The following is a 12,331-nucleotide window of genomic DNA, read 5'->3' on the forward strand; positions in this document are numbered from 1 at the left end:
CTTGAACCTAATCGTCCGAATAGCGCTGCTCTGCCCAGGGATCGCCGCGATTATGATAGCCGCGGACCTCCCAGAAGCCCGGAGCGTCCTCGGTCAGGAATTCAATCGACTGAACCCATTTGGCGCTTTTCCAGAAATACAGATGCGGCACGACCAGCCGCACCGGGCCGCCATGTTCGTCCGACAATGGCTCACCGGACCAGCTATGGGCGAGCAATGCGTCCTCGGCGGCAAAGTCGTCCAGCGCGAGGTTGGTGGTGTAGCCGTCGTGAGAATGCAACACGACGAAGCGCGCGTCCTCGCGCGGCCGGCAGGCCGCGAGCAGCTCGCGCGTGGCGAGCCCCTCCCACTCATTGTCGTAGCGCGACCAGGTGGTGACGCAGTGGATGTCGGAGGTGAACTGCGCCTGGTTCTGGGCGACGAACTCGGCAAAGGTCCAGAACACGGGGTTCTCGACCGCGCCAAAGACATCGAGCCGCCAGCGCTCGCGCGAAACCGGCGGCACGACGCCGAGATCGAGCACCGGCCAGTCTTTTGTCAGATGCTGGCCGGGCGGCAGGCGCTGATCTTCCGGTCGCGCGATCTTGCCGGTCAAAAAACGGCCTTCGCGCGCCCATTTCTCCTTGGTGCGCGTCAGCTTGCTGTCGGGCGGCTCGTTGTCTTCGGCCATCGGCTACTCGTGGCGATGCATCGCGGAGGCGTGCTTGGTGTCGCGCATGGTGGAATAGATGATCAGTGACAGGCAGATGACGCCGGCGAGATAGTAGTAGAACCACTCCTCATGCCCGATGCTCTTGAAATAGAGCGCGATCGCGGGCGCCGTGCCGCCGAACATCGAGACGGTGATCGCATAGGGCAGGCCGACGCCGAGGGCGCGGACATTGGTCGGGAACAGCTCGGCCTTCACTACGGCGTTGATCGAGGTGTATCCGGCGACGAACAGCCAGGCCCCGCAGATCAGGATGAACGCGATGAAGGGCGACTTGGTCTCCTTCAGCGTCATCAGCAGCGGCACGGTTGCGAGCGTGCCGGCGACGCCGAAGAAGATCAGCAGCGGTTTGCGGCCGATCTTGTCGGAGATGGCGCCATAGATCGGCTGTAGGATGGTTGCGAAGATCAGCGTGCCGAAGATCACGAAAGTGGTCTGGTCCTCGGTCAGCCCCACCGAAAGCTTGACGAAGGTCTGCATGTAAGTGGTGAAGGTGTAGAACGCGGCGGTGCCGCCGGCGGTCAGGCCGACCACGAGCAAAAGCTCGCGCGGATACTTCAGCAGGTTCGTGATCGAGCCGGTCGGCTTCACCACCTTCTTGGCCTCTTCAAACGCTTCAGTCTCGTGCAGATTGCGCCGCATCACTGCAGCAAAGATCGCGAGCGCAGCACCGATCGCGAACGGGATGCGCCAGCCCCAGGCTCTCAGTTCCTCCGGCGTGAGGAAGATTTTTTGCAGAAGCAGCAGCACGATGATCGCGGTGAGCTGGCCGCCGATCAGGGTGACGTATTGAAAGCTCGAATAGAAGCCGCGGTGCTTGGGGTCGGCGACCTCGCTGAGATAGGTGGCGCTGGCGCCGTATTCGCCGCCGAGACTCAAGCCTTCGATGACGCGGGCGAGCGCCAGGATCACCGGCGCGGCGAAGCCGATCGTGGCGTAGGTCGGCGTCAACGCGATGATCAGGGAGCCGAAGCACATGAAGACGACCGACAGCGTCAGCGAGATGCGCCGCCCGTAATGATCGGCGATATAGCCGAACAGCCAGCCGCCCAACGGCCGCATCAGGAATGTCGCCGCGAATACGACGGCGACATTCAATTGTTGGACGACAGGATCGTTGCCGGGAAAGAAGGCGGGAGCGAAATAGAGCGCGAACGCGGTATAGGCGTAGAAGTCGTACCACTCGACGAGATTGCCGATCGAGCCGATGAAGATCGCCTTGATCCGGCGCTTGGCGTCGGCGACGTCAATATGGTCGGAAGCCGGTCGGGTTATTTGCTCAGTCACGTCCGGCCTCTCGGTATTGCTCTTTGGAGAGGTCTACATCGCCTTTCCAAGCAAAAATGGCAACTGGCGGGGGCCTCTGACGGTTCCCTGTGACCAGGTCACCGTGCCTGCCGGATCGAGGGCGAAGTCCGGAATTCGCTTCAGCCATTCCTCCAGCGCAACCTGCATCTCCATGCGCGCAAGGTTCGAGCCGACGCAGCGGTGGATGCCGAGGCCGAACGCGGCGTGGCGGTTCTCGCGGCGATCAATCACGACCTTGTCAGCATCCGGAAACATTTTCGGGTCACGGTTTGCGGCCGGGAAGGACAGCAGCACCATGTTGCCCGGCTTGACCGGGCAGCCTGAGACCGTTGTCTCCTTGACCACTTCGCGCGCCATCGTCACTGGCGAATAGGCCCGCAGCAGCTCTTCCACCGCGGTCGGGACCAGCCCGGGCTCGGCGACCAGGCGCTCGCGGTCGGCGGGCGTCCGGGCGAGGTGCCAGAGCGAGGAGCCGATCGCGCTCCAGGTGGTGTCGATGCCGGCAATCAGGAGCAGGCGCAACGAGCCCAGCACATGCGAATCCTCGAGCGGATTGCCGTCCTTGTCCCTGGCATTCATCAGGTAGGAAATAAGATCGTCGGTCGGCTTGGTCTTGCGCGCCTCGATGTGGGCGCTGAAATAGACGGTCATCTCCTGCACGGCCTGGAGCAGCGTGTTTTCATCCTTGATGCCAAGTTCCAGGATCATGTGGATCCAGCGGATGAAGAGATCGCTGTCTGTCTCGGGGATGCCGAGCATGTGTGCGATCGCGCGAACCGGAATGTGCTTGGTGTAGCGCTCTGCCGCGTCCAGTCGGTCTTCCGTGATGAAACCGTCGATCAACTCGTTGCAGATCGCGCGCACCCGCGGCTCCAGCTTCTTCATCGCGTCCGGCGTGAACGGCGGCAGCAGCAATTGCTTGGCTGGCTTGTGCACCGGCGGATCGGACGTGATCGGCGGGGCGGAGTTTCTGCTGGTGATCTCCGGTCGAACGTCACGGACGATGATGCGGCGTGAGGAGAAATGCTCACTGTCATTGGCGATCTCGCGTACCGCTTCATAGGTCGTCGGCAGGTAGCAGCCGAGGAAGCGCTCGGTATGCACGACCGGGCTTGCGGCGCGCAGCTCGTCCCAGATCGGGAAGGGATCTTCCGTCCATTGCGGATCGGTGTGGTCGAAATCATGGACCCAGTCGGTCACGGGCGGATGGGCGGCGGGCTGGCTGATGTCGGACATCTCGAAATCCCTTGGGGCTCGTGGTCGCGGAAGGCACGCGGGCAGAGGCGGGACGCGCTACTCCTCGATCACGTCGATCGCGATTTCCGGACAATTGGATTTGGCAAGCCAGGCCTTGTCTTCGAGGCCGGGTGGGACCGTGCCGTCGCCGGCCTCGTGGGCGTTGCCGTATTCGTCGAGCTCGAACAGCTCCGGCGCCAGCGCCTTGCAGCGCGCGTGCCCCTGGCATCTGTCGGGATCGACGTGAACCCTCAGTCGCTCTGTCATGGCGGCTTCCTCGGTCGTGTGCGCTCCAGCCCGAAGGCGGCGCGCGCTCCCATTTGCGTTTTTGCTCAAGTTATAGGCTATTACATTCGCGGCAGGCTTCCCCTGTCAAGCGCAAACTTATAGGCTCTGCGCAACATGCGTTCACAACTTGCCCGCAAGCCCGAGAATACCTACCACCACGGCGATCTCCGCGACGCCTTGATCAAGGCCGCGCTGCGCGAAGCCGAGCAGGGCGGGACGGAGGCGATCAGCATCAAGGCGCTGGCAAAGCAGCTGGGTGTCTCGCAGCCGGCGCCCTACCGGCATTTCGCCGATCGCGAGGCGCTGCTTGCGGCGGTGACGGCGGAGGCGTTCCGGCAGCTCAGCGCGCTTCTGCGTGCGGCGATGGCAAAGCCGTCGAAGCGATCGAAGCTGTCGCTGCTGGCGCAGGCGACGCTGGATTTCGGCTTACGCCGCAATGGCATCTACCGCTTGATGTTCGCTTCGCGCACGGTGTCGTGTGCGGCGAAAGGCAGCGAGCTGCACGAAGCGACACGCGAAACGTTTGCGCTCGTGATCGAGGCACTGGAAGCTCCGGCAGTCGATTACCTGCGCGAGCGGCAGGCGCTCAAGATCTGGGCGGCGCTGCATGGCGTGGTGATGCTGGCCGAGCAGGGGCTGTTCACCGGCGAGGCGGCCCATGCCACGCGCGAGGACCTTGTCGAGGATTTTGTCAGCGAAACCAAGGCCGCGCTTGCGGCGGCGATCAAGGGCGCGCGACGCCGGAAAAAGGCTAGCGCTTAAGCCTTCGCCGCCAACAGCTTCATCAGCTTCTCGACGGCGCTGTCAGGCGTGGTCACGACAGGGCGACCGGTAGCTTCTGCAACGAGGGGCGCAGTTGCCGCGATGCTGAACTGCGCGAGCGCGACGACGTCGCAATCGCGCAAATCATGTGAGGATTCCACGATCAGCCGGTCGTGCGTAGCGCGGTCGCCACGGTCGAGTGCGGCCAGCGCGCCTTCGGCAAGTTTGGGCACGACCTGGACAGAGGCAGGAAATTCCGGCGGCATCGAGGCCAGCGTCGGCGCGAAGGTCGAGAGCAGGCCGATACGCCGGCCCATCGTCACTGCCCGCTCGATCATGGCTTCGTTCGGCTTGAGCACCGGCATCGGCGCATGCGCGCGCGCAACCGCCTTGATGCAGGGACCGAAGGCCGAGCAGGTGAACAGGATCGCATCCGCGCCTGTCGCCGCGGCGTAGCGACCGAGCACAAGAAAGCGTTCGGTCATGGCATCATTGAGCTTGCCCTCACGCGCGAGATCCGCCGACAGGCTGTCGTCGAGCAGGTTCATCAGCCGCGCTTCCGGCCACGCCTTCGCGAACGCAGCTTCGATCGGGGCGATGGAATGCTTGAGGGCGTGGATCAGGGCGATGCGAGGGGACGTCGGCATTGAACGTTACTACCTGGTAGATCTCGTGCCCCGGACGCGGCGCAATGCGGAGTATTGCGCCGCAGAGCCGGGGCCCATTGTGGCCGCTGGGTCCCGGCTCTGCGCAGCAGCGTTGCACGCTGCAGCGCGTCCGGGACACGAGAGGCGTTTACTTGAACGGCACCGCGTACATCAAGCCGCCCTTGCTCCAGAGGCCGTTGAGGCCGCGCTCGAGCTTGAGCGGGCTCGCCTTGCCGACATTGCGCTCGTAGATCTCGCCGTAATTGCCGGTGGCCTTGATGGCCGTGACCAGCCATTTGTTGTCGAGCCCGAGCCGGGAGCCGAGATCGCCGGAGGCACCGAGCAGGCGTTGGATCGCGGGCGTCTGCGACTTCGCCATCTCGTCGACATTGCCTTGTGTGACGCCAAGCTCTTCGGCCTCGATCAAGCCGTAATGCAGCCAGGTGATGATGTCGCTCCAGACTTCATCGCCATTGCGGGTGAAGGGGCCGAGCGGCTCCTTGCTGATGGTCTGCGGCAGCACGACGTAGTCGGCCGGGTTCGGCGCCGCGGTCGTCACGGCGCCTGCGAGCGCGGAAGCGTCTTGGGTCATGGCATCGCAACGGCCGCCGAAGAAGGTCTGGTACATGGTGTCGACGCGGTCGAACACCAGCGGCTTCCAGTCGATGCCGTTGGCGCGGCCGTAATCGCCGAGCGTGACCTCATGCGTGGTGCCCTGCGCGACGCAGACGGTGGCGCCCTTGAGGTCCTTGATCTCCTTCACGCCGAGGTCTTTCTTCACCACAAAGCCCTGACCGTCGTAGAAGTTGATTGGGCCTTGCCGCAGGCCCAGCGTGACGCCGCGCAGATAGGTCTGCGTCGAGTTGCGGTAGAGCACGTCGATCTCGCCGGACTGGAGCGCGGTGAAGCGGTTCTGCGCGGTCAGCGAGACGTAACGCACCTTGCTGGCATCGCCGAGCACGCCGGCGGCGAGCGCGCGGCAATAATCGACATCGAGACCCTTGTAATTGCCTTGCGAGTCCGGCGCGGAGAAGCCGGCAAAACCGGCGCTGACGCCGCATATCAGCGTGCCGCGGCCCTTCACAGTGTCGAGCGTCGCCGCCGATGCGACCACCGTCGATGCCGCGAGCACGCCGGCTATGATAACCACTTTCCTCATCATGTTATTCTCCCCTCAGTGATTGACACGACGCAATACGTTGTCGACGGCCGTGCCGAGCTTGTCGACGATCAGATCGATCTCGTCAGCCGAAACGATATAGGGTGGCGCCAACAGCACGTGGTCGCCACGGACGCCGTCCACGGTGCCGCCGCCGGGATAGCAGCCGAGGCCGTCGGCGAGGGCCTCCGCCTTGATCTTCTGGTTCAGCTTCAGCGCGGGATCGAACGAGGTCCGGCTGCCGCGATCGGCGACAAGCTCGATCGCCCAGAACAGGCCGCGGCCCCTGATGTCGCCGATATGGCGGTGGTTACCGAAACGCTCGGTGAGCCGCTGCTCGAGCTGCTTGCCGCGCTCCTTGACCCGGTCGAGCAAGCCGTCCTCGCGGATCACGTCCTGCACCGCGAGCGCGGCAGCGCAGGCGAGGGGATGCGCCAGATAGGTGTGGCCGTGCAGGAAGGCGCCCGAGCCGGCGCGAATGGCGTCGATGATCTTGCCACTGGTGAGCATTGCACCGATCGGCTGGTAGCCGCCGCCGAGGCCCTTGGCGATCGCCTGGATGTCGGGTGCCACGCCTTCCTGCTCCCATGCATGCGTGGTGCCGGTGCGGCCCATGCCGCACATGACCTCGTCGAGGATGAGCAGGGCACCGTGTCGGTCGCAGATCTCGCGGACCGCCCTGAAATAACCGTCCGGCGCGGTCACGGCACCTGCGGTGGCGCCGACGACGGGCTCTGCGAGGAACGCGGCGACCGTATTGGGACCGAGGCGCTGAAACTCGGCTTCGAGCTCGGCCGCAAGCCGGGCGACGAATTGCGCATCGGATTCGCCATCGTGCTTCTCGTGATAGGCGAAGGCCGGGGTCACGTGGCTGAAGGCGTCGGAGAGCAGCGGCGCATAAGGCGCACGCCGCCAGGCATTGCCGCCGGCAGCCAGCGCGCCGAGCGTATTGCCGTGATAGCTCTGGCGCCGGGCGATGAAATGCTGCCGCTGCGGCTCGCCGCGCTCGATGAAATATTGCCGGGCGATCTTGATGCTGGCTTCGACCGCTTCCGACCCGCCGCTGACGAAATAGGCGTAGGCGAGGCCGCCGGGCTCATGGCCGACCAGCCTCTCGGCCAGCGCCTCGGCCGGCTCGGACGAGAAGAACGCCGTGTGGGCGTACGCCAGTGTCGAGGCCTGCTTCGTCAGCGCCGCGATGACGCGTGGATGCTGGTGGCCAAGGCAAGAGACCGCCGCGCCGCCGGAGGCATCGATCACGCGGCGTCCGTCCTCGGCAAAGAGATAGACGCCTTCGCCGCCGATTGCCTTGGGCGGCGTTTCGCGCAGCGAGCGATGCAGCACGCGGCTGGTGCGAGCGGCCATGGGTCAACCTTTCTCTGATACGTAAGTTGAAGCCGCGGCCAGCCGCGCCTCGGTATTCTCCAGGCGCTTCTTCGCGGCCGTGCCGCCGAGCGAGAACGTCACGGCCGCGAGCGATTGGGCGATCGCAATGGCGCCGGTCAGGCTCGGGAAAAAGCCGGGAGAGGAAGCCGCTTCGAACAGCAGCACGTGGTCGGCGCCTTCAGCCATCGGCGCCGAAGAGCTATCGGCGATCGCGATCAGGGCCGCGCCGGCACGATAGGCGGCCTGCGCGACCCGGACACTGGCATGTGTGTAGGGCATGAAGCCGATGACGATGACAGCTTCGCCGGGCCGGAATGCGCCGAGGTCGAGATCGTCGGGGCCGGACGCGCCGACGAGTTGCACCTGTTCGGGACGAAACAGCCGGAGCTCGTAATTCAGCAGTTCCGCGACGCTGCGGCAGCTTCGGTAGCCGGTGATCCAGATCCGCTTGGCGTCGTGGAGCGCGCGCGCCGCCTCGGCAATCGGCTGGGCCGGGATGCGCGGAAGGCCGGCGGCCTCGGCCTCGAGCTTGTCGGTGACGAGCGCGACATCGGCGTTCGGGCCGTGGCGGCGGCTCCTGGCGCGGCCGGAGAAGGGCGCGATCTGCGAGGGGCGCCGCGCCTCCGTCAACGCCGCGCGCAATTCATCCCAGCCCGAATAACCGATCGCTTTGGCAAGCCGCGTGAACGCGGCGGGATCGGCGCCGGCAACCGCCGCGAGATCGCGCATCGAACGCGTGGTGGCGTCGTAATCGTTGGCCGCGACGAAACGCCCGACCTCCTGCAACCGCATCGGAAGCGATGGCAATGCAATGCGCAGTTCGCTCAGCGGCGAGGATTTCGCGGGCTCGGCCATGAAACAATTGTTGCACGAAGTAGAGTTTGGTGCAACAGTTGACGTACGCCGCCGGAAATCGCCGTCTTGAGAAGGATTTTTGTGCTGTGACGTCAGACGCTCCGAGACCGCCGCCGCGCCGCCGCTTCTTCGGCGCTTTCGGACAACGCGAGCTGAAAGGCCTGTTCTGGCAGGCCCTGGTGGTCGGGATCGCAGTCGCGGTCATCGCCTTTCTCTGGTCCAACACGGTCACCAATCTCTCCGCGCGCCGCATTACGACCGGTTTTGCCTTCCTCGGCCGTGAGGCCGGCATGCCCATCTCCGACAGCCTGCTCGCCTACAATCCGAGAGACTCATATCTCTGGGCCTTCGTCGTCGGCATCGCCAACACCCTGCGCGTTGCCGTGATCGGAATCGTGCTTGCAACCATCCTGGGCACGGTGATCGGCATCTCGCGGCTGTCGGCCAATTGGCTGCTGTCGCGGCTCGCCGCAGTGTATGTCGAAACGCTCCGCGACATCCCGCTGCTGCTCCAGCTCCTGTTCTGGTACGTGCTGATGCAGGCGCTGCCGGCAGCGCGCGCGGCATGGCGGCCGATCGAGGGAGTGTTCCTGTCCAATCGCGGGTTGATCCTGCCGGCGATTCCGATCGGGACGCCGCAGCTTTGCGTGCTCGGCGCGGCAGTGTTCGGGCTTGTCGTGTTCTACGTCATCCGGCGGCGGCTCATCGCGCAGCAAATGCGCGACGGCAAGCCGCGGCCGTCCTGGCCTTTTGGACTCGGCTTGCTTGTTGTGCTGCCTGCGGCGGTGTCCGTGCTTCTCGGCGTGTCCTGGACGATCGAATGGCCGGAGTTGCGCGGCTTCAACTTCGTCGGCGGGCTGACGCTCGCGCCGGAATATTTCGCGTTGCTGATCGCGCTCGTCACCTACACCTCGGCCTTCATCGCCGAGATCGTGCGCAGCGGCATCCAGTCGGTGCCGCGCGGCCAGTGGGATGCCGCCAATGCGCTGGGACTGCGCCGGAGCTTCATGCTGCGGCAGATCATCCTGCCACAGGCGCTACGCGTCATCGTGCCCCCAATGACGAGCCAGTACCTCAACCTGACCAAGAACTCCTCGCTCGCGGTGGCGATCGGCTATCAGGACGTGGTCTCGATCGCCAACACGACGCTGAACCAGACCGGCCAGGCGATCGAGGCCATTGCTTTGATCATGGCGGTGTTTCTCACCATCAGCCTCGGCATCAGCTTCTTCATGAACTGGTACAATTCGCGCATCGCGCTGGTGGAGCGCTGACATGACGGCGATCGCCGACATTCCGGAAGTACCGCGCGCCGCCCGCCGCCCGCAGATCGGCAATCCGGTGCTGCGCTGGCTGCGCACCAATTTGTTCTCGTCTATCCCGAACGGCATTCTCTCGGTCGTGTTGCTGGCAGTGCTCGCAAAGGGCCTCTTTAGCTTCGCGCAGTGGGGCATCGCCAATGCGGTCTGGCTCACCCCGGCGAACGATTCCAGCGCCTGCCGCGCGGTACGCGGCGTCGGTGCATGCTGGGCGATCATCCCCGAGAAATACCGCTTCATCCTGTTTGGCACCTATCCGTTCGACGAGCAGTGGCGGCCGGCGCTGGCGGTGCTGCTGTTCATCGCCCTGTTCTATCTCTCCACCCGCCGCGCCTTATGGCGGCGCGAGCTGGCCTATCTCTGGATCGCCGCTCTCGCGCTGATCAGCATGCTGATGTGGGGCGGCATACTCGGCCTGTCGTTCGTCTCGCAGGACCGTTGGGGCGGCCTCCCGGTGACGCTGATCCTGGCGACCTTTGGTCTGGCTTTCGGCTTCCCGCTCGGCATCCTGGTCGCACTCGGCCGGCGCTCAAAACTGCCGGCGATCCGCTCGCTCAGCGTGCTCTATGTCGAGCTGATCCGCGGCGTGCCTCTGGTCAGTCTGCTGTTCATGGCGAGCGTGATGTTTCCGCTGTTCATGCCGAACGGATTCAACATCGACAAGCTCCTGCGCGCGCAGGTCGCGATCATCCTGTTCGCGGGTGCCTATCTTGCCGAAGTCATTCGCGGCGGCCTCCAGGCCGTGCCCCGCGGGCAATACGAGGCCGCCGATGCGCTCGGGTTGTCATACTGGCGCAAGAACCGGCTGATCGTCCTGCCGCAGGCGATCCGTCACGTCATCCCGCCGCTGGTCAACACCTTCATCGCGTTCTTCAAGGACACCAGCCTGGTCCTGATCATCGGTATCTTCGACCTGCTGACGACGGCCAAGACCGCGATCATCGATCCGGCGTGGCAGCAATTCTCCGTCGAAGTCTACATCTTCGTCGCCGGGATCTATTTTGTCTTCTGCTTCGCGATGTCGCGGTATAGCCGGAGCCTGGAGGCGGCAAGCGAAAGGTGAGTATCTCTCTTGTCCCGGACAAGGTGCTACGCGAAACGCTGCGCCGCATCCGGGGCACGAGAGCGGAGACCTAGTTCTTCACCCGCGGATCAATTGGCGTCGTGCCACGCACGCCCAAGATATCCTCCAGCGTCTTCGCGCCGGCGATCACCTGCGCATCAGCGCGCGGAGCCCCGACGACCTGCAGTCCGACCGGCAGGCCCGACGCCGTGAAGCCGCAGGGCAGCGAAAGCGCGGGACAGCAGGCGAGCGTGATCGCATAGACGATGCCGAGCCACTCGACGTAATTGTCGAACTTCTTGCCGGCGCATTCGGCGACATAGCGGTGCTCGATCGGGAAGGGCGGCACGATGGTGGTCGGTACCAGCAGCAGATCGTAGCTCTTGAAGAACTCGACCGCACGCGCGGTCATGCCGACGCGCTGCGCCTCGGCGCGTTCGAGTTGCTCGATCGTGAGCTTGAGGCCTTCCTCGATGTTCCAGATCACTTCGGGCTTGAGCAGGTCGCGCTTGGTGCGCAGCAGCTGTGCCTTGCTGATCGCGAAGTCGAACGCGCGCAGCACGTGGAAGCACTCATGCGCCTCGCGCCAGTCCGGATGTGCCTCCTCGACGATGACGCCGGCTTCGGCAAAGCGTTCCGCCGCCTTTCGCGTGATTGCTTTGACTTCGGGATCGACCGGCGTGATACCGAGGTCTGGCGAGTAGGCGATGCGCTTCGGTTTGCTGCCTGACTGCGCCGCCGAGAGAAACGAGGTCAACGGCGCCGGCAGCGACAGCGGATCGGCGGCATAGTCGCCGCTCATGGCGTCGAGCAGCAGCGCGAGATCCTCGACGTTGCGTGCCATCGGACCGACGACGCCGAGATTACGATCGATGGCTGATTTTGGAGTATGCGCGACCCGGCCGATGCTCGGCCGCATCCCCACGACGCCGCAGAAAGCTGCCGGACTGCGCAGACTGCCGCCCATGTCGGAGCCCTGCGCGAGCCAGGCCATGCCGGTGGCGAGCGCAACGGCCGCGCCGCCTGACGAGCCGGCTGCCGACTTGGACGTATCCCAGGGATTGAGCGTTGCGCCGAACACCTCGTTGAAGGTGTTGGCGCCCGCACCGAATTCCGGCGTGTTCGACTTGGCATAGACGACCGCGCCGTTACCTTCGAGGTTCTCCACCATGAGGTCGGACTGTTTGGGCACATTGTCCTTGAAGATCGGCGAGCCCTGGGTGTTCAGCACGCCAGCAACGTCGGTCAGATCCTTGATCGGCACCGGCAGGCCTGCGAGTAATCCGCGCGCACCGGCCGGCTTCCGCATCAGCGCCTTTGCGCTATCCCGCGCGCGATCGAAGCACAGCGTCGGCAGCGCGTTGACCTTGCCGTCGACTTCGCCGATACGCTTCTCCAGCACATCCAACAGTTCCAGCGGCGAGACGTCGCCGGACCGCAGCTTGTCGACCACGGCGCAAGCGGTTTCTCGGATCAGGTCTTGAGACAACTATTTTACTCCTGTACTTGTTCAAGCGTCATTGCGAGCGCAGCGAAGCAATCCAGTCTGTCAAGGCGGAAAGATTCTGGATTTCTTAGCTGCGCGCGCAATGACGAGAT

12 protein-coding genes are annotated in these 12,331 nt (G+C 64.5%); 3 read left to right on the plus strand and 9 right to left on the minus strand.

Annotated elements, in window-relative coordinates; all coding sequences use genetic code 11:
• Window positions 1-7: 7 nt before the first annotated feature.
• The 4 genes from AC0L3K_RS15125 to AC0L3K_RS15140 are packed head-to-tail and all read right to left on the minus strand — an operon-like array spanning window position 8 to window position 3,520.
• Complete coding sequence (locus AC0L3K_RS15125) at window positions 8-670, minus strand: sulfite oxidase-like oxidoreductase (protein WP_219682673.1); 663 nt, start codon at window positions 668-670, stop codon at window positions 8-10.
• A gap of 3 nt (window positions 671-673) precedes the next feature.
• On the minus strand, window positions 674-1,996 hold the full coding sequence (locus tag AC0L3K_RS15130) for an MFS transporter (RefSeq protein WP_007593785.1): 1,323 nt from the start codon (window positions 1,994-1,996) through the stop codon (window positions 674-676).
• Window positions 1,997-2,029: 33 nt separating this feature from the next.
• Window positions 2,030-3,253 carry a cytochrome P450 gene (locus AC0L3K_RS15135; RefSeq protein WP_007593782.1) on the minus strand — a complete coding sequence of 408 codons (1,224 nt, stop codon included), beginning with the start codon at window positions 3,251-3,253 and terminating at the stop codon, window positions 2,030-2,032.
• A 57-nt stretch (window positions 3,254-3,310) separates the two neighbouring features.
• The gene (locus AC0L3K_RS15140; RefSeq protein WP_219682671.1) at window positions 3,311-3,520 is read right to left on the minus strand and encodes a ferredoxin; all 210 of its coding nucleotides are present in this window, start codon (window positions 3,518-3,520) and stop codon (window positions 3,311-3,313) included.
• 135 nt (window positions 3,521-3,655) lie between these two features.
• On the opposite strand from AC0L3K_RS15140, the gene AC0L3K_RS15145 reads away from it, so the two are divergent.
• Window positions 3,656-4,303: a TetR/AcrR family transcriptional regulator gene (locus AC0L3K_RS15145; protein ID WP_473366286.1), complete on the plus strand. Its 648-nt coding sequence runs from the start codon at window positions 3,656-3,658 to the stop codon at window positions 4,301-4,303.
• On the opposite strand, the gene AC0L3K_RS15150 is transcribed toward AC0L3K_RS15145, so the two are convergent.
• The 4 genes from AC0L3K_RS15150 to AC0L3K_RS15165 form a co-directional block, all read right to left on the minus strand.
• Complete coding sequence (locus tag AC0L3K_RS15150; protein WP_473366287.1) at window positions 4,300-4,950, minus strand: aspartate/glutamate racemase family protein; 651 nt, start codon at window positions 4,948-4,950, stop codon at window positions 4,300-4,302. The two genes, AC0L3K_RS15145 and AC0L3K_RS15150, sit on opposite strands and share 4 nt — an antisense overlap.
• Window positions 4,951-5,098: 148 nt before the next feature.
• The gene (locus AC0L3K_RS15155; protein WP_007593774.1) at window positions 5,099-6,112 is read right to left on the minus strand and encodes an amino acid ABC transporter substrate-binding protein; all 1,014 of its coding nucleotides are present in this window, start codon (window positions 6,110-6,112) and stop codon (window positions 5,099-5,101) included.
• 12 nt (window positions 6,113-6,124) lie between these two features.
• Complete coding sequence (locus AC0L3K_RS15160) at window positions 6,125-7,474, minus strand: aspartate aminotransferase family protein (protein ID WP_354127701.1); 1,350 nt, start codon at window positions 7,472-7,474, stop codon at window positions 6,125-6,127.
• 3 nt (window positions 7,475-7,477) lie between these two features.
• Window positions 7,478-8,350, minus strand: coding sequence for a MurR/RpiR family transcriptional regulator (locus AC0L3K_RS15165; RefSeq protein ID WP_007593762.1), 873 nt, complete (start codon window positions 8,348-8,350; stop codon window positions 7,478-7,480).
• Window positions 8,351-8,436: 86 nt separating this feature from the next.
• Between AC0L3K_RS15165 and AC0L3K_RS15170 the strand changes: the two genes are divergently transcribed.
• Entirely contained in the window at window positions 8,437-9,624 is a 1,188-nt protein-coding gene (locus AC0L3K_RS15170) for an amino acid ABC transporter permease (RefSeq protein ID WP_007593761.1), read from the plus strand.
• 1 nt (window position 9,625) lies between these two features.
• Window positions 9,626-10,732: an amino acid ABC transporter permease gene (locus tag AC0L3K_RS15175; protein WP_219682666.1), complete on the plus strand. Its 1,107-nt coding sequence runs from the start codon at window positions 9,626-9,628 to the stop codon at window positions 10,730-10,732.
• A 70-nt stretch (window positions 10,733-10,802) separates the two neighbouring features.
• Here AC0L3K_RS15175 and AC0L3K_RS15180 read toward each other — a convergent pair whose 3' ends face one another.
• Window positions 10,803-12,221 carry an amidase gene (locus tag AC0L3K_RS15180; RefSeq protein WP_219682665.1) on the minus strand — a complete coding sequence of 473 codons (1,419 nt, stop codon included), beginning with the start codon at window positions 12,219-12,221 and terminating at the stop codon, window positions 10,803-10,805.
• Window positions 12,222-12,331: the final 110 nt, after the last annotated feature.

The organism is Bradyrhizobium sp. MI1.10 (assembly GCF_055811035.1).

Bases quoted from the DNA above. Each gene is read 5' to 3' on its own strand.
- AC0L3K_RS15135 (WP_007593782.1), bottom strand. From the start codon at position 3,253: ATGTCCGACATCAGCCAGCCCGCCGCCCATCCGCCCGTGACCGACTGG.
- AC0L3K_RS15140 (WP_219682671.1), bottom strand. From the start codon at position 3,520: ATGACAGAGCGACTGAGGGTTCACGTCGATCCCGACAGATGCCAGGGG.
- AC0L3K_RS15155 (WP_007593774.1), bottom strand. From the start codon at position 6,112: ATGATGAGGAAAGTGGTTATCATAGCCGGCGTGCTCGCGGCATCGACG.
- AC0L3K_RS15150 (WP_473366287.1), bottom strand. From the start codon at position 4,950: ATGCCGACGTCCCCTCGCATCGCCCTGATCCACGCCCTCAAGCATTCC.
- AC0L3K_RS15145 (WP_473366286.1), top strand. From the start codon at position 3,656: ATGCGTTCACAACTTGCCCGCAAGCCCGAGAATACCTACCACCACGGC.
- AC0L3K_RS15165 (WP_007593762.1), bottom strand. From the start codon at position 8,350: ATGGCCGAGCCCGCGAAATCCTCGCCGCTGAGCGAACTGCGCATTGCA.
- AC0L3K_RS15125 (WP_219682673.1), bottom strand. From the start codon at position 670: ATGGCCGAAGACAACGAGCCGCCCGACAGCAAGCTGACGCGCACCAAG.
- AC0L3K_RS15175 (WP_219682666.1), top strand. From the start codon at position 9,626: ATGACGGCGATCGCCGACATTCCGGAAGTACCGCGCGCCGCCCGCCGC.
- AC0L3K_RS15160 (WP_354127701.1), bottom strand. From the start codon at position 7,474: ATGGCCGCTCGCACCAGCCGCGTGCTGCATCGCTCGCTGCGCGAAACG.